Genomic DNA, 19,885 nt, shown 5'->3' on the forward strand with positions numbered 1-19,885 from the left:
TGGGTCCTTCCTGAAGCCGGTCTCACGGGAGGCAGATGCGGCGGGAAAATCGGGCAGGAGGCTTCGCGCGACCGCAGCCGGCCGACGAACCTATCAACGAGGTCTGATGCAGCATAGCCTGCGGCGGAACGGGCTGAAAAGTCTAAAGCCGCCTGAGGGTCCGGAATTCTGGCAGGTGAGAACACCTGTCGCCAGTGGCCAGTCGTCAGTTGTCCGTCGTCAGTTGTCAGTTGTCCGTCGTCAGGAATTTTCGGGTCGGGGAGCTGAATCCTGATCTCGATTGGCTGGCGCGGCTCAGTCGCCGTTCACGACTTTGCCGCCAATGATGGTCTGGTCGAAGCCGCTGCGGCTGGCTGAGCTGTTGAGGGTTGCGGTGAGGGTGCCGCTGGAATAACGGCTCCACCAGCCGTCGGCCTTTTCCATGGACCATTCGTGGGCGGTGGCGCATTTTTCCAGGCGGACGGCCAGTTCGCGTGCGGTCTGCGGGCGACGGGAGGGATCTTTTTCCAGGCAGGCGAGGAGCGCGGCTTCGAGTTCCGGCGTGACGGACCGTCCGAGCCGCTCCGAGGGGGGCTCGGGGGCCTGCAGAACGTGCTGGCGGCAGAGTTCAACGACGCTCTCGCTCCGGAAGACGGGAGTCCCGGTCAGCAAAAAGTAGCCGACGGCCCCCACCGCATAGAGGTCGCCGCGGGCGTCGACCGAGTCGGGACGCTGGATCGCTTCAGGGGACATATACAGTGGCGTGCCGGTCAGACCGCCCGAGGAGGAGGTCTGGCCTTTGCGGGCCTCGTCGATGGCCTTCACCAGTCCGAAGTCGAGGACTTTCACGAGGTCCGGAACGCCGCCCCGGCGATTGAGCATGATGTTCGCGGGCTTGATGTCGCGATGAACGAGTCCGAGGGAATGGGCTTCGAAGAGGGAACCGCAGACCTGAGTCAGGATGGAGATGACCCGACCTTCCGACTGGGGGCCGTGGCGGTCGACCAGGTTCTGCAGGTCGATGCCGTCGAGGTATTCCATGGCGTAATAGAAGAGGCCCTCGGGGGTGCGGCCGAAATCGTAGATCGCGACGGTATTGGGGTGATTGAGCTGGCAGGTGATCTGGACTTCGCGTTCGAAGCGCCTGATCGAGTCTTCGTTGGTCTTATCGACGTCGAGCATTTTGATCGCGGTCGGACGGCGGAGCATGGCGTGATGCCCCTTGTAGACGACTCCCATGCCCCCCGACCCCAGTTTCTGCTCCAGCGAATACTGGCCGAGCTGTTTGGCTTCCATCGCGGCTTTCTGCGCGGTGCGCTGCAGTCGGGCGACGATCACCGTGAAGACAAATATCGCGATGGCGCTGGCGCCCAGCAGCGAATACAGTCCCCAGAAGGTCCAGCGGAGGATGTTCAGGGGGCGGTAGGCCTCGGCGTAGTCCATCTTGGTCGCGACGCCGAGTTCGAATTTCGGCATCCAGGTCCAGGCGGAAACGGTCCTCGCTCCGCGGTAGTCGGAATAGCCCTCGACGTTGACTCCCGAGTGCCCGGCGATCGCGGAGGCGGCCATGTTGGTCAATGGCTGTTTGGAACGTCGCAATTCCGGGCGTTCGCCCGCAGTCATGTCGACCTGCGGATTGCGAAGCTGGACGTTGAGCATCGAGTGTGTTTCGTCGTCGTCCGTCAACAGTCCGATCTGTTTGAGCTTGTCTTCAAACCGGCTATTGGAAACCATCACCGCATCACGATTGAACGCATAGGTCTCGCCCGTCTCGCCCAGGCGGGCGAGCTGCAGGATGCGGGTGAAATCGCGATCGGGGCGGACTTCCAGGGCCAGCACGGCGACGACCTGAAAAGAATCGTCGCGGACCGGGGCGCAGAGATACATGACCGGCACACCGGTCCGCAGCTTGCCATCCCGATCCTTGGTGACGACCGGACTGGCGAACGGCGGGCAGAGGGTCGTTTCGCCGCGAAGTCCGCGGCTGACATTGCTTTCGAACTGAGACAATCCGTTCCGGCCGATGAGTTCGTCGTTGGAGGCGGAGACGACCCGTTGAGATTGATCGAAGAGGAGGTAGCCGGCGAAGTCGTGGGTGAGGAGCGTGGGGGACAGCTCGCGGCGTAACTGCTTGTGCAGCGGCGATTGAACCAGCGCCGGGCCGGTCGGCTGTTTCTCTTCATCGGTCAGTTCGAGGACGGTCTTCCGCACGTCGGCGTCCTGGGCTTCGGCGCCGACAATGGACAACTGCTGATCCAGCCAGGTTTCGAGGGCGGCGACATCGACGGCGAGCAGCGTCTGCAGTTCCGTGGCAAGATTGGCTTTCATCGTCGATTCGACGGCGGACCGGACCGCGTAGCCGATGATCGCCAGGACGACGACGGCAATGACCGGCCAGATCCAGAGCTGCTTCTTGAGAAACATCCCCGTGCGCGACATGGAGCGGGACATGGAATGCCCCGCTCGACTCAAGCGCTCGAACGATGTCACTGTCTTCACTGTCCGCTCCGGCCCGACGGCGGGACTGCACAAATGGATCGGCCGTTGCAAACGGCGCAAGCGGTCCCGGTACGTATCCTTGGAACACGAACGGACTGGACGCAACCCGGATTCGCGACGGCGGACTGAAGTTGCCGGAAGGCAACGCGGGGCGTACGGATGATGCCGGGGAGGGAGGGGCGTTGCGTTTCAGCAACGCTGGGGGCAAATCGTAAAAGGAAGAGGAAGACGAGTTTTACCGCAGTGACGCGGAGGACGCGGAGAAATGCAGAGAAGAGTTGACCACGAATGGCACGAATGGACGCGAATGAAAAGAAGAGATTGAACCACGGAGGGGACGGAAAGCACGGAGTCGAGAGATCGCGGAGGACGCGTGAAAGACGAGTGGTCGGGAACGAGGCGAAGCCTCGGAACGAAAGGCAGCCGATGTTTGTACGATGGACGTCCTCGTCCGTCGTTCTGTCCCTGAGCAGATCGTCGACGGACGTGGACGTCCATCGTACGGGCGAGGCGGAGCCTCGGAAGAGGGCGTTCCCAGGCGGAGCCTGGGAACGAAGATGGGCTGGGGGGCGTCCGACGTACTCGTCCGGCGATAAGCGATCAGCGATAAGCCCTCTTTTCTGGCTACTCGCTATTCCCTACTCGCTATTCCCTTGTTTCCGAACCGCAGGCGGGTGAAGGCTTCGGTCTGGGTGCGAATGGCGGGTTCAACGGGGAGGCGTTCCATGCTGCTGGCGCCGTAGAAACCGACGATCCCTTCCGTGTGATCGAGGATGTACTGGGCGTCGGCGGGGTCGGCGATCGGGCCGCCGTGACAGAGGACGAGGATTTCGGGGTTCACTTTTTTTGCGGCGTCGTGCATCGCCTGGCAGCGTTTCGCGGATTCCTCCAGCGTGAGAGCTGTTGAGGCGCCGATCGTGCCTTTGGTCGTCAGACCCATGTGGGGGATGAGGATGTCGGCTCCGGCCTGGGCCATCGCGGCGGCTTCGTCGGGATTGAAGCAGTAGGGGGTGGTGAGCAGGTCGAGTTCGCGGGCGGCGCGGATCATGTCGACTTCGAGGCCGTAGCCCATACCGGTTTCTTCGAGGCCCTGGCGGAACGTGCCGTCGATCAGGCCGACGGTGGGGAAGTTCTGGACGCCGGCGAAACCGGCGGCCTGCACGTCGCGGAGGAACCGGGGGATGATGCGAAAGGGATCGGTGCCGCAGACGCCGGCGAGGACGGGGGTCCGTTCGACGACGGGGAGGACTTCGCGGGCCATGTCCATGACGATGGCGTTGGCGTCGCCGTAGGGCATCATGCCGGCGAGCGAGCCGCGGCCTGCCATGCGGAAGCGGCCGGAGTTGTAGATGACGATCAGGTCGATGCCGCCGGCCTCTTCGAGCTTGGCGCTGATGCCGGTCCCTGCCCCGCCGCCGATGATGGGCTGGCCGGCGGCGACTTTGGCGCGAAGGCGGTCGAGGATGGATTGGCGGGTGGGCATGGGGTGCTTTCTCTGGACTCGTTCCCAGGCAGAGCCTGGGAACGAGGGTGATGGGCAAGCCTGGGACCGAGGGAATCAGGCGGGCGTTGTTAGTTCTGGGTCTGGCGTGGGCTCGATGGCTTCGCTGGCCAGCGGTAGGCCGCCAAGGCGTTTCGCCAGAAGAATTTTTCGGATGCTGCCGGACCGCGCGTTGCCGCGTAGGTTTCGACAATCCGCTGGACGACGTCGTAGGGCGCAAACCGTACGCTGACCGGCCAGTTGCTTCCGTAGATCACGCGGTCCTCGCCGAAGACGTCCCAGACGAACTTCAGCACCGGCTCGTAATACGCCGGATCACCTGGTGCTTTCCGGCCGCCCTGCGCCGCCCCCTCCACCAGCGCCGAAACTTTCAAAAACACGTTCGGCGACTTCGCCGCCGTGCGCAACTGCCGGGTCCAGTCCTCCGGCAGTCTGTCGCCGTCGATCCGGACGTTCGCCAGATGATTGATGACCACTCGCAACTCGGGGGCGGACGCCGACAACTTCGGGATCAGTTCCAGCAGTCCGGGGGGACCATTCACATCCAGTTCGCGGCCGGCGCCCGCCAGCCGCTGCAGATCGGTCACGTACTCCGGCTGCTCCAGTCCCCTGACGAGCGCATCGGAGCCGACCCGAATTCCCACGAAGCGCGGGTTCTGAGCGAACCGCGGAAAATGTTTCGCGAAGTCTTCCGTCCCCGGCCGGAGGTTCCCCACCAGTCCGAGCACGAACGGGTCGCGGGCCGCCAGGTCGAGAATCCACTGGTTGTCCTCCACCCACGGGCTGGCTTCGACGACGACCGTTCCCGTGATGCCGTGCGGCACGGCGATCTGGCGATAGTCTTCCGGGAGGAAGCGGCGGTAGAGGACCGGGTCGTCCTTCGACGGCCAGGGAACGCCCTGCGGTCGCGTCGGATCATAGAAGTGCGTATGGGTGTCGACCTTCTGCGGGGTCGGCTCATTCCCGACGACCGGCGCCGCGAGAACTCCCGCCGTCAGACCGGCCGCAGTGGCCTTCAAGAACTCTCTTCGGGAAACGGGCACGGGAGACCTCCACGTTTGATCGCCGGTGAATGGCGGGACTGAACAGAGCGTGTTACGGTAATCGAGTCAGGTCTGGCGGGGGAGTCTTTCTCCGGGAATTCTTCCCGCCCCGTCGTTGAGTCCGATTGTCCGCTCGAGATGCCCCCGATGACGCTCCTCGCCTGGTTTGTCGTGTGGACCATCCTGGCCGGCGTTGCGGGAGCGATCCTCTGGATCGCGCGCGTGCTCGAACGGGTTGCGCGACCGCTGGAGCCCGAGTGGATCTGGTGGGCATGCCGGGTTTATTTCGGACTGCTGGCGATTGGAGCGGCCACCGCGACCGTTGTGGGGGCGGGCGAAGGGGGGCTTCGCCTGCTGGGAGCGGACGACCGCCCCGAGTGGACGCTGTGGCTGGTGTTCGCGGTCCCATTGGCACTGGCGCTGGTCGTCGCCGCACTGGCCGGACTGGGGGCGATGGGGCTGATTCAGGCCGGTCTTGCCGTGGTGCGCCGGAGGTCGCTGCACACGCGTCTGACGATTGCGCGCCTGGCGGCCTCCATTACGCTCACACTGGCGTTTGTGGCCCTGGCCGTCATCACGGTCCCGGCTGCGATCATCTTCGGCAGCGCGGTCCTGATGAGCCTGGGAGCGCGAGCCCGGTCGCAGCGGGTGACATTGCTCTGGATGCTCTCCGCCGCGACTCAGACGCGGCGGCCGCTGCCCGCCGAACTGCAGGCCTGGGCGGAAGCGAGCCGGGGCAAGCAGCGAGGGCGGCTGGAGCTGGCGGCGGAGATCCTGGAGCAGGGCCGGCCGCTGTCCGACGCGCTGGACCTGGCGCGGCTGCTGCCGGCTTATTGCTTTCCGCGTCTGCATCTCGCCGAGAAGATCGGCACCGTGCCGGAGACGCTGGCGGATCTGGCGCGTGAGGAAACCGAACGTCTGAATCCGGTCGGCGAGACGGCTTCGCCCTTTGTGCTGGCGGCCTATCTGTCGTTTCTGCCGACGGTGTCGTTTCTGATCGTCGGCTTCGTGATGTACTACATCATCCCGAAGTTCAAGAAGATCTTCGAGGACTTCAATACCGAGCTGCCGTCGGTCACGATCGGCCTCATCACCGTGTCGGACAGCTTCGTCAACTACTGGTATTTGTTCTCGCCGCCGCTGGTGCTGATTTCCGCGGCGGCCGCGGCCGTCGGAACGTTGACGCTGTATTTTCCGTGGATGGATTTCCGCCGGCGGTTCGTCGATCCGTGGATTGTGCGTCTGGCGATGACCGATGTGATGCGGAATCTGGCCCATCAGCTCCGCTGCCGGCGTCCGGTTCCGGAGGCGTTGCACGACGTGGGCCACTACTGCATCAACTGGACCGTCCGCATCCGGTTGAATCACGTTCGCGAGATGATTCTGGGGGGGCGCGACCTGTGGGTGGAGCTGGCCGAGGCCCGGCTGATTACGCGGCGGGAGCTGGCGGTGCTGCAGAGCGCCCGTCAGACCGGCCATCCCGACTGGGGGCTGGTGGAGCTGGCCCGGCGTCGCGAACTCGCCTGGTCGCAGCCGTTCGCCTGGTTGATGACGGTGCTGCGGGTGATGGTCCCGCTGGTCCTCGGGATTTTCGTCGCGTGGATCTGCATTGCGTTGTTTGCGCCGCTGGTCAAGCTGCTGAATGATCTTTCGTGATCCGTGTCGCGTCGCCGGCTTCGGTACAATGACGCGGCGACACTACCCGCCACCCTCCCCGCCGCAAGTCGACCATGCCGCGTCTGTGCACCACCGTCTGGCTCGTTTGCGAACTGCTGCTGGCGGCGACGTGCAGCGAGGCCGGTCCGCCGGATTTTGAACGGGACGTGGCGCCGCTGCTGTCGGCCAGATGTCTGCGCTGCCACGGCGTCGCCGGTCCCGAGGCGGGGCTGTCGCTTGCCAGTCGCGACGGGGCGTTCAAGAGGCTGGAGTCCGGCAGGCCGGCGATCGCGGCGCAGCGGCCGGAAGAGAGCGGCCTGCTGCAACGGGTGATGTCCGCCGCCCCTGATGAGCGGATGCCGCCCCAGGGGGAACCGCTTTCACAGGCTCAGATCGAGTTGCTGCGGCAGTGGATCGCTGCGGGGGCGGACTGGCCCGACCACTGGGCTTATCGCCCGCTGCGAGCGGCGGCGCCTCCCACCGACGCAGCCGATTCCGACTGGGTGCGGTCACCGGTCGATGCGTTTATCAGCGCGCGGCTGCGGGAAGTCGCACTTGCGCCTTCACCCGAGGCCGATCGGCGGACGTTGATCCGCCGGCTCACCATCGATTTGTGGGGGCTGCCGCCGACGCCGGGGGACGTTGCCGAGTTCCTTGCCGACGGCCGACCGGATGCGGTCGAGCGACTGGTGGATCGGCTGCTGGCGAGTCCGCGGTATGGGGAGCGGCAGGCCCGGCACTGGATGGATCTGGTGCATTACGCGGAAACGCACGGCAACGACCAGGATCGGCCGCGCGAATCGGCGTGGCCGTATCGGGACTATCTGATTGATGCGTTCAACGCTGATCTGCCGTATGCCCGGTTCGTCGCCGAGCAGGTTGCCGGCGACATTGTGGCTCCGGAGGATTCGCGGGCGCTGACGGCGACCGGATTTCTGTCGGCGGGACCGTGGGACGAAAGTTCGCTGCGGGATATTCGCGAGGACACGCTCGATCGTGAGATTGCGCGGTATCTCGACCGGGACGACATCGTCACAACGGTGATGACGACTTTCACCAGCACCACGGTCCAGTGCGCTCGCTGTCACGATCATAAGTTCGATCCGATTCCACAGGCGGATTATTACGCGTTGCAGGCGGTCTTTGCCGATACGGGCAAGGGGAATCGCGTGTTCGACGCCGATCCGGCGATCGCCCGGCGTCGGCGCGAATTGCAGCAGGGTCTGGCGGCTCTGCCGGGCCGGCTGCAGGCTGAAGACCCGGCGTTGCTGGAGCCCGAACTGCAGGCGGCGGTCACGACTTGGAGCAACTCGCTCTCCACCGCGGTCCGGCGCTGGCAGCCGGCGGAACTGAAATCCTGGAAGGCCGAGAACGGTTCGGAACTGATGCTGCAGGCGGATGGTTCGCTGCTGGCGAGCGGTCCCCGGCCTGAGGTTGAGACGTACAAGGTGACGTTCGCGGCGCCGACATCCCGGCTGACGGGGGTGATGCTGGAGGTCCTGACCGACCCCAGCCTGCCGATGCAGGGTCCGGGGCGGCAGGACAACGGGAATCTGCATCTCAACGAAGTTGTGCTGTGGCAGATCGTTCCGGGCGAACCGGCCGGCCGGAAGAAGCTCGAATTCGCGTCCGCGGAGGCCGATTTCGACCAGGCGGGGTGGACCATCGCCCACGCCATCGACGGCAATCCGGCGACGGCGTGGGGCATTCATCCGCAGGTCGGCCAGAACCATCGGGCGGCCTTTCGGCTGAAGGAGCCCCTCGATCTGCCCCCGGATGCGCTGCTGCAGCTTGAACTGCAGCAGACGCACGGGCGGCAGCACCTGATTGGACGCGCGCGGATTTCCGCCACGGCCGAGCCCGACGCCCGGTTGTCCGACGAAGAGCGCCTTCCGGCGGATGTCCGGCAGGCGCTGTTGAAGATGTCCGCCGATCGTACGGCGGCCGATCAGCGGCGGCTGGCGGCGGCCTGGCTGGAGCAGCGGGAGACGGCTGCACTGGCTGCATTGCCGGCACAGCAGCGAGTCTTCTGCGGCAGCAATCAGTTCGAGCCGGATGGCTCGTTTCGACCGACGGCGCAGACACGGAAGGTGCAGGTGCTGCATCGCGGCGACATCATGCAGCCGCGCGCCGACGCCACGCCGGGGTCGCTTTCGCTGCTCAATTTCAGTGCCGCCCGTTTTCCAGCGACGGAGACCACGACAGATGGCGAGCGACGGGCTGCGCTGGCCGGCTGGCTGACATCGCCGGACAATGTTCTCACCTGGCGTTCGATTGTGAATCGGAGCTGGCAGCAGCGTTTCGGACGCGGGCTGGTCGACACGGCGAGCGACTTCGGCAAGATGGGGGCGTCGCCTTCGCATCCGGAACTGCTCGACGCCCTGGCGCTGGACCTGCTGGCGCACGACGGCTCCCTGAAGCGGCTGCACCGGCAACTGGTCTGCAGTGCCGCCTGGAGGCAGTCTTCGCAGATCCGACCCGACGCCGCTTTGGCCGACGCCGACAATCGGTGGATCTGGCGAATGCACCGCAGCCGGATGGATGCCGAGACGATCCGCGACGCGGCGCTGGTGCTGGCGGACGTTCTCGACGACACGCTGGGCGGCCCGTCCGTGCGTCAGTTCGTGCAGACGCCGGGAGTGGCCGTAACTCCGAATGTCGACTATGCCGGCTTCGATGTCGACAGCTCCGCCCTGCTCCGCCGCAGCGTTTATCGGTTCCTGTTCCGCACGATTCCCGATCCCTTCATGGACGCTCTGGACTGCCCGGACGCCTCGCAGCTCACGCCAAAGCGCGGAGAATCGCTGACCGCTCTGCAGGCCCTGGCGACACTCAACGACAAGGTCCTGGTCCGGCACGGCGAGCGGATTGCCGAATTGCTGCAGCGTGAGAACGACTCCATAGACGCTCAGACGGACGCCGTGTTTGCACGTATTCTGCTCCGGGCGCCCGCCGTGGAAGAACGGACTGCGGCGGCGGACTATGCCCGGAAGCACGGCCTGGCCAACCTGGTCCGCGTCCTGCTCAACAGCAACGAATTCCTGTTCGTGGATTAGCGCCATGCCGCCCGCACCTTCCTGGTTCCCAGGCTCCGCAGAGGAACGCACACTTCGCGAGGCTCCGCCTCGTCCGTCGACTCACTTCTCACGTCACGAAACGACGGACGAGGGACGTCCGTCGTACCTCAGTTCCCGCCGGCGTTTCCTCGCGCAGACCGGCGGCGGATTCGGCGCTCTTGCGCTGGGGCAGCTCCTTGCCCGCGCGGAGGCGCCGACCCTTCGCCCCGAACTCAACGGCGGGCTGCATCACCCCGCCCAGGCCCGCCGCGTGATTCAGCTCTTCATGAATGGCGGGGTCAGCCAGATGGATACCTTCGACTACAAGCCCGAACTGCAGAAGCGGGATGGGGAGAAAGTCGATTTCGGTCTCAAGGCCGCCGCGACGAGCGTCCCCGGCGCGATCATGAAGTCCCCGTTCGAGTGGAAGCAGCACGGCGAGACGGGCCGCTGGGTCTCCAGCGTCTTTCCCGAAACTGCCCGTCACGTCGACCGCCTGGCGTTCCTGATGGCGATGGCCTCGAAAACTAACGTCCACGGCCCCGCCAGCTACATGCAGAATACGGGATTTATCCTGCCGGGGTTCCCCTGCATGGGGGCGTGGATGACGTACGGGCTCGGCAATCTGAGCGACAATCTGCCGGCCTTCGTCGTTCTGCCCGATCACCGCGGCCTGCCCTACAATAACGCGGGCAACTTCTCCGCCGGTTTTCTGCCCGCGGCCAATGCCGGGATGATGATTCGCCCGAATGCGCCGATCCCGATCGCCTTCCTGCAGCCCCCCGCCTCTGCGAAGCAGATCACTGCGGAGAGCGAACGGGACGGCCTGGAACTGCTGGCCTCGCTCAATCGCCGGCACGAGTCCGAGCATCCTGGCGATTCCCGTCTGGCTGCCCGGATCGCCTCGTACGAACTTGCCGCGAAGATGCAGCTCAGCGCTCCGGAAGTCCTCGACCTGGCCCGGGAGTCTGAAACGACTCACGCCGCTTACGGGACGGCGGATGAGACCACCGGCCCGTTCGCCCGGAACTGCCTGATCGCCCGCCGGCTGATCGAACGGGGAACCCGGTTCGTGCAGGTCTGGAGCGGCATGAGCGGCGCGTCCAAGAACTGGGACAACCACTCGGACATCCACAACGAGCTGCCGTTTATCGCTCGCCAGGTCGACCGCCCGATCGCGGCGCTGCTCGACGATCTCGCCGCCCGCGGGCTGCTGGAAGACACTCTCGTGATCTGGACGACGGAATTCGGGCGAATGCCGTTTACCCAGGGGGCGACGGGCCGCGATCACAACGGCGGCACGTTCGTCACCTGGCTCGCCGGGGCGGGGGTTAAGCCGGGCTCAACGCACGGAACGAGCGACGACTTCAGCTACCAGACGGCGGAGGGTCGCACGATGTGCTACGACCTGCACGCGACGATCCTGCATCTGCTGGGGATCGACCACGAGCGTTTGACGTTCCGCCACAACGGCATCGACCGCCGCCTGACCGACGTCCACGGGCATGTGATTGGGCCGATTCTGGCGTAGGACGAAGTGTTCTCGCAGAGGCGCAGAGGGAAGAAAAGGGCGCAGAGAAGACGGAAGAAGATTTCACCGCGGAAGCGCGGAGGACGCGGAGAAAGGCGGGAGAAGACACGAAGAGGAAAAGTTGAAGACGGTCGAGGGTAGGTTTCAAGCAGAGAGTCTTTGACAAATCACCAAGAACCAACTGCTAATGACCAACCGCCACGGGTGGCCCGGCTGGAGGCCGGGCGGCAGAGCCGCAAGAGGCCGCAGTTGGACGTTCATCCGGCACTGAGGCTCCACACCACCATGCCGCTCAAACTCCGGCCTCTTGTCGCCGCGCGATCCGGCCCTGCGGGCCGGACCACCCGATCGCAATTTCACCTTGGCGATCGGTCGTCACCTTGCTTCGTCTGGCTTTCCGCTTTCCGCTAAAAAAACCAGCCCGCGAGCTCCTTCGAGTTCGCGGGCTGCTGCAGTTACCCGACCAGGATTCGAACCTGGACAAACAGAACCAAAATCTGTTGTGCTACCGTTACACTATCGGGTATTCCGGCGGAAACTCTAGCAAACCACCAATCTGTCTGGCAAGACTGCTGGAAGGGCGACACGCGGCGGAGGCGGAAAGTTCGCGGCCAGCAGGGAATAGGGAGTAGGGAATAGCCAGAGAAATGCGGGCAGATCGCTTATCGCAGATCGCTTATCGCCGGAAAAGGAGTCCTCCCGCCTTTCTCCGTGGTCAATCCTCTTCCGTCTTCTCTGCGGGCTCTTCTTCTCTCTGCGTCTGTGCGGGATGTCTTCGTTCTACTTTTGCTTCGAAGGGGCGAACCCTCGGCGCAGGGTGTTCTCGGTGATGTTTACCGGGAAGACGAACTGCTGCAGGTAGTCGGGGCCGCCGGCTTTTGTGCCGATGCCGGACAGCTTGAAGCCGCCGAACGGCTGGCGGCCGACCAGCGCGCCGGTGATCGGGCGGTTGAGGTAGAGGTTGCCCACCTGGAATTCCCGGCGGACCCGTTTCAGATTTGCCGGGCTCCGGCTGTAGACGCCGCCGGTCAGGGCGTAGTCGGTTCCATTCGCGATCGCCAGGGCTTCGCTCATGTCCTTGGCCCGAATCACCACCAGGACCGGTCCGAAGATCTCTTCCTGAGCGATCTTCGCGTCGGGGGGGACATCCGCGAAGATGTGCGGGGCCACAAAGTACCCGTCGGATTCGCTGTCGCTGATCGGTCCCTCGAAGACGAGCCGGCCGGAGGCTTCATCGACCTTGGCCGCCTCGATCACGTCCCGAATCCGCTGGCAGGCTTCTTCGTCGATCACCGGCCCCAGGTCGTTGCCGGGGTCTTCCGCCGGACCGACTTTCAGGGCGGCGGTCGCGTCGATCAGCCGCTTCAGGAATTCGTCGTAGGCTGATTCGAGGACGATCGCCCGCGAGCAGGCCGAACATTTCTGGCCGCTGTAGCCGAAGGCACTCTGCACCACTCCCACGACCGCTTCGTCGAGGTCGGCGTCGCTGTCGACGATGATGGCGTTCTTGCCCCCCATTTCGGCGATGACGTGCTTGACGCCCCGCTGAGCCGCGTGAGCGTCCGCGGCCGCCGAGTTGATTGCCAGGCCGACCGCCCGGCTGCCGGTGAAGGCGATCAGATCGACATCCGGACTGCCGACGAGCTGCGGTCCGACGTCTTCTCCGACGCCCGGCACCAGGTTGACGACGCCGTCCGGCACTCCCGCGGTCTGGATGATCTCCATCAGTTTGGCGGCGATTACCGAGGATTGCTCGGCGGGCTTCATGACCACGGTATTGCCGGTGACCATCGCCGCTGCAGTCATGCCGGTCAGAATCGCCAGGGGGAAGTTCCAGGGAGCGATCACGACCGCCACGCCGCGCGGGCGGTAGAAGTAGCTGTTTTCTTCCCCGGGAAGGTCGAACGCGGAGGGATTCTCCAGCCGCTGCACCTGCTGGGAGTAGTAGAGGCAGAAGTCGATCGCCTCGGCGACCTCGGCATCGGCCTCGGCCCAGGGCTTGCCGCACTCGTAGACCTGCCAGGCGGCCAGCTCGTAGCGGCGCGAGCGCATTTCGCGGGCCATCAGCTCCAGGTACTCGGCTCGGTAGTGGACTTCCACGCGCGACCATTCGGGAAACGCCCGGCGGGCGGAATCGATCGCCGCGATCGCGTCGTCCACCGTCCCCAGCGCCACCTTGCCGACAATCTGCGCTTTGCGGGACGGATTTCGCGAGGTGATCCACTGCCGGTTCTGAATCGCTTTGCCGCCGATCACCAGCGAATACTCTTCGCCGAGCTGGTCGGCGACCTGGTCAAGGGCCGCCTCCATCGCCTTCCGGACTTCGGGCTGGCTGAAGTCGCTGTGGGGTTCGTTGACGAACGGAGGTTCGGGCGGAGTGACCGGGGGAGGAGCGTGCAGGGCGGCTTCGGAGGGAGACATCAGCAAATCCTCAAGACGAACGCGTTCGTCGTAGCTGTGACGCAGAAAGGAGTCGTTCGACGTGTTTTCCAGCAGCCGTCGGACCAGGTAGGCCATGCCGGGAATGAGCTGCCCGAACGGCGTATAGATCCGCACGCGATGTCCCAGGTCGTGGAAGACCTGGGCCTGTTCTTCGGCCATGCCGTAGAGCATCTGGATTTCGAACAGGTCATCCGGGACATGGAGCTCTTTGGCCCAAGCCAGGGCGTGCGACAGACTCCGCAGGTTGTGGCTGCCGAAGGCCGGTCGCAGCCAGCGGTGCTCTTCCAGGAGATATCGGGTCAGCCGCTCGTAACTGGCGTCCGACTCCCACTTCTGCTGGAAGACCGGGACCGGCCAGTGATTCAGCCCGCTGACGATCGTCTCGAAGTCCCAGTAGGCTCCTTTGACGAGCCGGACCCAGACCGGCGTCCCCCGTTTTTCGGCCCACGTCCGGAGCTCGCGGAGATCCTGCTCGGCGTCGTGCAGGTAGGCCTGAACGACGATTCCGACGTCCGCGAAATCCCGGAACTCGGGTTCCATCAGGATTTCGCGGAAGATCTGCAGCGTCAGGTCTTTGTACGAGTACTGCTCCATGTCGACGTGCAGGTAGGCGTGGTTGGCCCGCGCTTCCCGGAGCAGCGGCCGCAACCGTTCCTTCACGGCCCGCGACGTTCCGGCGGGATCGGCAACCCGGAACCGGCTGACCAGGGCCGAGAGCTTGAGCGACAGATTCACGCGAGGGAGGGTGCCGGCGAGGCTGCTGTCGGCCTGCGTCGATTCCGGCCAGGCGTTGACCACGGGGGCGAGTTCCGTCAGGAGCGTGAGGTACTGCTGCTGATAGGCGTCCGCCTCCTGTTCGCTGATGACGGCTTCCCCGAGCAGATCCAGCGTGAAGGCGAATCCCTTCCGTCGGAGCGCCTGCACGGTGGTCGTGACCTCGTCGACGCTTTCGCCGGCGATGAACCGTCGCGCCATGCGGGCGGCGTTGGTCCGGGCGTTGTAGGCGAGGGCGCGCGAGAGGACGGAATCGGGCCGCATGTGCTCGATGCCGAATTTGACCAGTTCGACGGCCCAGGGGAGGTGCTCGCGGATCTCTTCGAAGTATTCCTGCAGGTGCCGGGTGACGTCCTGATGCGAACGGAGCCGGGGGAGCACGTCCACGAAGCGGAACATCTGCACCTTGACCGACTCGTCGGCCATGGCGACGCCCAGAATCCGGTCATCCCACCACCGGCGTTCGAACATGGACGGTCGACGACGGTGCAGATGACCCCAGACGTATTGGCCGATGGTCCGGGTTTCATGTTCGACCCGCTCAAGCAGATCGGAGGCGGCAGCGGCGGTCACGGGCAGGGGGACTCCATTCCAGGGAGGGGTGGAACGAGGAATTCTAGGCGAACCCGGTCGCCACGGGAAAGGGACGGCGAACAAATGGCCGTTTGGCGTATTGCTGTCCGATGGGCGTGCTCGTGCGTCGACTGCGTGGGCCAAGGCGTGGCGGTGGAGTGAATGGTGGAGGGGGAGGAGAAGGCGAAGAGGTGGTGAGTGTGGACTGGTGCGTGGTGAGTGAGAAGAATGAGAAAAAAAGAGGACGCGGAGCGTCTGAAGAGGCATTCCCAGGCGGAGCCTGGGAACGAGGGAAAGCTGGTGGAGCTTGGGGTCGATCGGGTTTCGGGGGGAGGACGCCCAGAGTTTACGTACTGGGCGACATTGGAGCGCCCCTGGCGGGGCTGAAGACGGCCGGGCGCGCCCGGCCCTACGCGGCGGACGAGGACGTCCACCGTACGTACCGCGATCGGCTCCGGCGGGTCGGCGGTTTTACGGCCGTCCCGCCGGAGTCCGTCTGGCGGTTTCGAAGGGCCGGTGGAAGTCCCGGCGGTTCAGTCGCTTTGATCAGGTTCGCCGGTCTTGCGGCCGGATGAACGGGGAAGGCATCGACGTCGAGGCTGTGCGCACACGGGGTGCGCCCCTCGGACCGTTCTTGCGAACGGTCCGTCGCTGGGCCCTGATCAGGCCCAGGTGAAGGGGTCATTCCGGACGCCTGCGGAGGTCCGCAGACACGAGTGCACTTCCTTGACCCCTTCATAAATAGGGGGGTTTGTTGCGCGGATTGTTGTAAAGGCTGGAGTGGATTGTGGTTAGTGGATGGGGAGGAGGGGGCGAAGATGTGGTGAGTGAGGAGTGGTGCGTGGTGAGAAGACGGAAGCCGAAGACGACGCGGGAGCGTCTGAAGAGGCATTCCCAGGCGGAGCCTGGGAACGAGGGGATTTGGGGATTGCAGAATTGCCAGCGATCCGAGTGTGAAACGCGTTGGATCACCGGCCTGAGTCCCGGACCTGCCATCGCCCCGCCGTCCGCCGATCCCTTGTTCTTGCAAGAACTTACAGTCATCCTCCAGGCTGCCCCGCCGTCCCCGATTGTCGGTTTGGCCGGTTCGATTCCGTGAAATCGGTCTTGGCACGTGCTTCGCTTCTGGATAGCGTATCGCCGCTTCCCCGCCCCAAGGATGGTCCGCGCCAAGGATTGGCTCGATGTACAAGCTCGTTCTTTGTCTCCGCTACCTTCGCACCCGCTATATCGCCTTGGCGAGCATCGTCAGCGTGATGCTCGGCGTGGCCACGATGATCGTGGTCAACAGCGTGATGTCCGGTTTCTCGACCGAAATGCGGGACCGGCTGCAGGGGCTGCTCTCCGATCTCATCATCGAGACTCGCAGCATGGACGGCGAGCCCAACCCCGACGCCCTGCTGGCGGAGGTCCGCAAGGTCGCCGGCGACTCGATCGAAGGGGTGACTGCGACCGTCGAGATTTACGGCATGCTGAGTTTCCAGTATGGCGGCAACTATATCACTCGCCCGGTGACGCTGATCGGCATCGATCCGCAGTCCAAATCCGAGGTTGGCCCGCTCGTCGATCACCTGGTCAGCTACCAGCCCGAACGCGAAGACGGCAAAGTCATCGCTCCTCCCGAACGGGACCGCTCCACGCCGCCGGGCTGGAATCTCAGCCCCGCGGCCGCGGCTTATCGCCGCGATCTGGTCGAGCGCCGGCGCTGGCTCCACGAGCAGCTCGAGCGCGAGCGGGTTTCCCACCAGGGACTGAGCGAACCTGCGAATGCCGACGCGGAAGCCACTGCCGTCGCGGACTCCGACGAGGATCCGTTTGCGACAAAATCGCATCCGACGCCCAAGGCCGCGGTCACCGAAGATCCGGCCGCGCCGATGCCGGCGCGGATTTACATCGGGGCTCAGCTCGTCAGTTTCCTGTACGACGATCAGGAAACGGGGAAGTCGCGGACGATGCAGATGGTGCGGGCCGGGGACGACGTGAAGATCAGCACCGTCACGGCGGGTCGTCCGCCCGAGGCGGCCCACTTCAATGCGACGGTGGTCGACTTTTTCCGAAGCGGGATGAGCGAGTACGACTCGCAGCTTGTGTTCTGCGATATCAAGTCGCTGCAGCAGGCGCGCGGAATGTTCGATCGGACGACCGGATCGGGCGCCATTACGTCGATTCAGATCAAGCTGAAGGACATCAGCAAGACGGCGGACGTGATGGCGCGGCTGAAGACCGTGTTCCCCGCCAGCGAATTCACGATCAATACGTGGGAATCGAAACAGGCGCCGCTGCTGGCGGCCGTCGAAATCGAATCCGCGATCCTCAACGTGCTGCTGTTTCTGATCATCACCGTGGCCGGCTTCGGGATTCTGGCGATCTTCTTTATGATTGTGGTCGAGAAGACCCGCGATATCGGCATTCTCAAGGCGCTGGGAGCCAGTTCGAGCGGGGTGATGTCGATCTTCCTTTCCTACGGGCTTTCGCTCGGGATGGTCGGGAGCGGCGTGGGGGTGGCCTGCGGCCTGCTGTTTGTGCATTACATCAACGAGATCGAGACGATTCTGAGCTGGATTACCGGCCGTAAAGTCTTTGACGAGCGGATTTATTACTTTCCCACGATTCCCACCAACGTCGACGCCATGACGGTCTGCTGGGTGGCTTCGGGGGCGGTGGCGATTGCGGTGATGGCGAGTATCCTGCCGGCACGACGGGCCGCCCGGCTGCATCCGGTGCAGGCGTTGCGGTATGAGTAACGAAGCAGGGTGCGTCGAGTCTTCGAGGCTCACCGCTGAGCGAAAAAAATACGGTGAGCCTCGCGGACTCGACTCACCCTACGACCTACGACGGCCAGCGGCCACAAACGCTTTCGACGAAACCCCGGAGTCTGCTCCGATGACCGAACGCCCCGGAATCCTTGCCATGCCCGAGCTGCATATTTCCGCCGTTGCCGTCGAGAAGGCCTACCGCAAGGGGGCGCACCTCGTGCCGGTGCTGCACGGGGTCGACATTTCCGCCCGGAAGGGGGAGTTTCTGTCGATCGTCGGCCAGTCGGGTTCGGGGAAGAGCACGCTGCTGCACCTGATCGGGCTGCTCGACGGACCCGACGAAGGCGAAATTCATCTGGACGGCCAGCGGATCGACGATCTGCCGGCCCGCACCCGCGACGAGCTGCGGAACCGGGTGTTCGGGTTCGTCTTCCAGTTCTATCACCTGCTCCCCGAGCTCAGCCTGATCGAGAATGTCCTGTCGCCGCTGATGATCCGGCATTCGGTGTTCAGTTACTGGAAGCAGCGTCGGGCGTTCAACGACGCCGCGCGCGAGATGATCGACCGCGTGGGTCTGGGGCATCGGCTGAGCCATCGTCCGTCGGAGCTGTCGGGGGGTGAGATGCAGCGGGCCGCGATTGCGCGGGCGCTGGTCGCCCGTCCGGAGATCCTGCTGGCCGACGAGCCGACGGGGAACCTCGACGCGGGTTCGGGCCGGGAGATCATGGACTTGCTGGTCCGGTTGAACGAGCAGGAGGCGCTGACTATTATCATGGTGACGCATGATGCCGCGGTGGCGGCTCAGGCTCATCGCACCGTCCGTCTCAAGGAGGGGCGTTGCGAAATTCTGGCGGATGCGGCGTAAGCCGTTTCACCGCCGCCTGTTCCGGAGTATTGTCTCCGGGAAAGGGTCAGAATCCGTGAACTGTACCGGGGCAGACCGTGTCGTCTGCCTCTGTCTGTTTCCGGGGTCTGCCTTCCCGCTTCCTTGCGTCTTCTGACGAACTACACCGCTCGCGCAGGTCCGTGCCATGCCTCTTAAGATTTTCCTCGGCGACCGTCTCGTGGACGAAGCCGACGCCAAGATCAGCGTCTTCGACCACGGGCTGCTCTACGGAGACGGCGTGTTTGAAGGGATCCGGGTCTACGGGGGCAAGGTTTTCCTCCACGAGGAGCACATCGAGCGTCTGTTCGAAAGCGCCCGGGCGATCCGACTCGAGATTCCGCTGGCGCCGGACCGGTTGATGCGGGCGGTCGAGGAGACGGTGGCGGCGAACAATATCGGCGACGGCTACATCCGCCTGGTGGTGACCCGCGGGGCGGGCGGGCTGGGGCTGGATATCCGCAAGACGTCGCATCCACAGATCATCATCATCGCGGACAAGATCAGCCTCTACCCGGAAGAGACCTACACGCGCGGCATGAACCTGGTCACCGCCAGTACGATCCGCAATCATCCGGCGGCGCTCAGCCCGCGGATCAAGTCGCTGAACTACCTCAACAACATTCTCGCCCGGATTGAGGGAACCGACGCCGGGATGGTGGAGGCCCTGATGCTCAACCACAAGGGGGAGGTGGCGGAATGCACGGGGGACAACATCTTCATCGTCAAGAACGGCGTCCTGAAGACACCGCCGCCCGACGCGGGCATTCTGGAAGGATTGACGCGTCATGCGGTGATGCGTCTGGCGCGCGAGGCCGGTTACCCGGTTCTGGAAAGCACGATGACCCGCCACGACATTTATACGGCGGATGAGTGTTTCCTGACGGGGACTGCGGCGGAAGTGGTCGCGGTTGTGACTCTCGACGGGCGAAAAATCGGCGCCGGGGAACCTGGCCCGATGACGCGGGACCTGCTGAGCCGATTCCGCACACTGACGCGGACGGGGGCGTGGAAGTAGGGAGTAGGGAATAGCGAGTAGCCGGAGGAAGAGGGCTGATCGCTGATCGCCGGAGAGGATGTCCTTCGTGGGGTGGGCCGGCCTGCGATAGGCGGCGGCTGCGGCGTCAAAGTGGTGGCGGGCGCCGTCGTTGACTGATGACGTCAAACTGCGGCCTCTTGCGGCGAAGCCGCC

10 protein-coding genes and 1 tRNA gene are annotated in these 19,885 nt (G+C 64.6%); 6 read left to right on the top strand and 5 right to left on the bottom strand.

The annotated features are described in order from the left end of the window. Positions 1-294: 294 nt before the first annotated feature. The 3 genes from SH412_RS18090 to SH412_RS18100 form a co-directional block, all read right to left on the bottom strand. Positions 295-2,430, bottom strand: coding sequence for a serine/threonine protein kinase (locus SH412_RS18090; RefSeq protein WP_336519411.1), 2,136 nt, complete (start codon positions 2,428-2,430; stop codon positions 295-297). A 679-nt stretch (positions 2,431-3,109) separates the two neighbouring features. Beyond that, positions 3,110-3,961, bottom strand: coding sequence for a phosphoenolpyruvate hydrolase family protein (locus tag SH412_RS18095; protein WP_336519412.1), 852 nt, complete (start codon positions 3,959-3,961; stop codon positions 3,110-3,112). 89 nt (positions 3,962-4,050) lie between these two features. Next, entirely contained in the window at positions 4,051-5,022 is a 972-nt protein-coding gene (locus SH412_RS18100) for an amidohydrolase family protein (RefSeq protein WP_336519413.1), read from the bottom strand. Positions 5,023-5,169: 147 nt separating this feature from the next. On the opposite strand from SH412_RS18100, the gene SH412_RS18105 reads away from it, so the two are divergent. From SH412_RS18105 to SH412_RS18115, 3 genes are all read left to right on the top strand, one after another. Next, the gene (locus SH412_RS18105) at positions 5,170-6,678 is read left to right on the top strand and encodes a type II secretion system F family protein (protein ID WP_336519414.1); all 1,509 of its coding nucleotides are present in this window, start codon (positions 5,170-5,172) and stop codon (positions 6,676-6,678) included. 74 nt (positions 6,679-6,752) lie between these two features. Beyond that, a complete protein-coding gene (locus SH412_RS18110) occupies positions 6,753-9,734 on the top strand; it encodes a PSD1 and planctomycete cytochrome C domain-containing protein (protein ID WP_336519415.1) in 2,982 nt (993 codons plus the stop codon). Between the two features lie 4 nt (positions 9,735-9,738). Then, complete coding sequence (locus SH412_RS18115; RefSeq protein WP_336519416.1) at positions 9,739-11,265, top strand: DUF1501 domain-containing protein; 1,527 nt, start codon at positions 9,739-9,741, stop codon at positions 11,263-11,265. Between the two features lie 455 nt (positions 11,266-11,720). Here SH412_RS18115 and SH412_RS18120 read toward each other — a convergent pair. Both SH412_RS18120 and pruA read right to left on the bottom strand, forming a co-directional pair. Then, positions 11,721-11,791: transfer RNA gene (locus tag SH412_RS18120), tRNA-Gln, on the bottom strand. Between the two features lie 254 nt (positions 11,792-12,045). Continuing rightward, a complete protein-coding gene (gene pruA / locus SH412_RS18125; RefSeq protein WP_336519417.1) occupies positions 12,046-15,054 on the bottom strand; it encodes an L-glutamate gamma-semialdehyde dehydrogenase in 3,009 nt (1,002 codons plus the stop codon). 1,184 nt (positions 15,055-16,238) lie between these two features. On the opposite strand from pruA, the gene SH412_RS18130 reads away from it, so the two are divergent. The 3 genes from SH412_RS18130 to ilvE all read left to right on the top strand — a co-directional run bounded on the left by SH412_RS18130 (position 16,239) and on the right by ilvE (position 19,711). Continuing rightward, positions 16,239-17,798, top strand: a complete 1,560-nt coding sequence (locus tag SH412_RS18130; protein WP_336519418.1) for an ABC transporter permease — start codon at positions 16,239-16,241, stop codon at positions 17,796-17,798. A gap of 139 nt (positions 17,799-17,937) precedes the next feature. Further along, positions 17,938-18,675, top strand: a complete 738-nt coding sequence (locus tag SH412_RS18135; protein WP_336519419.1) for an ABC transporter ATP-binding protein — start codon at positions 17,938-17,940, stop codon at positions 18,673-18,675. Between the two features lie 166 nt (positions 18,676-18,841). Continuing rightward, positions 18,842-19,711 carry a branched-chain-amino-acid transaminase gene (gene ilvE, locus SH412_RS18140; protein ID WP_336519420.1) on the top strand — a complete coding sequence of 290 codons (870 nt, stop codon included), beginning with the start codon at positions 18,842-18,844 and terminating at the stop codon, positions 19,709-19,711. The last annotated feature ends 174 nt before the right edge of the window (positions 19,712-19,885 follow it).

Source organism: Planctellipticum variicoloris (assembly GCF_030622045.1).
GTDB lineage: Bacteria > Planctomycetota > Planctomycetia > Planctomycetales > Planctomycetaceae > Planctellipticum > Planctellipticum variicoloris.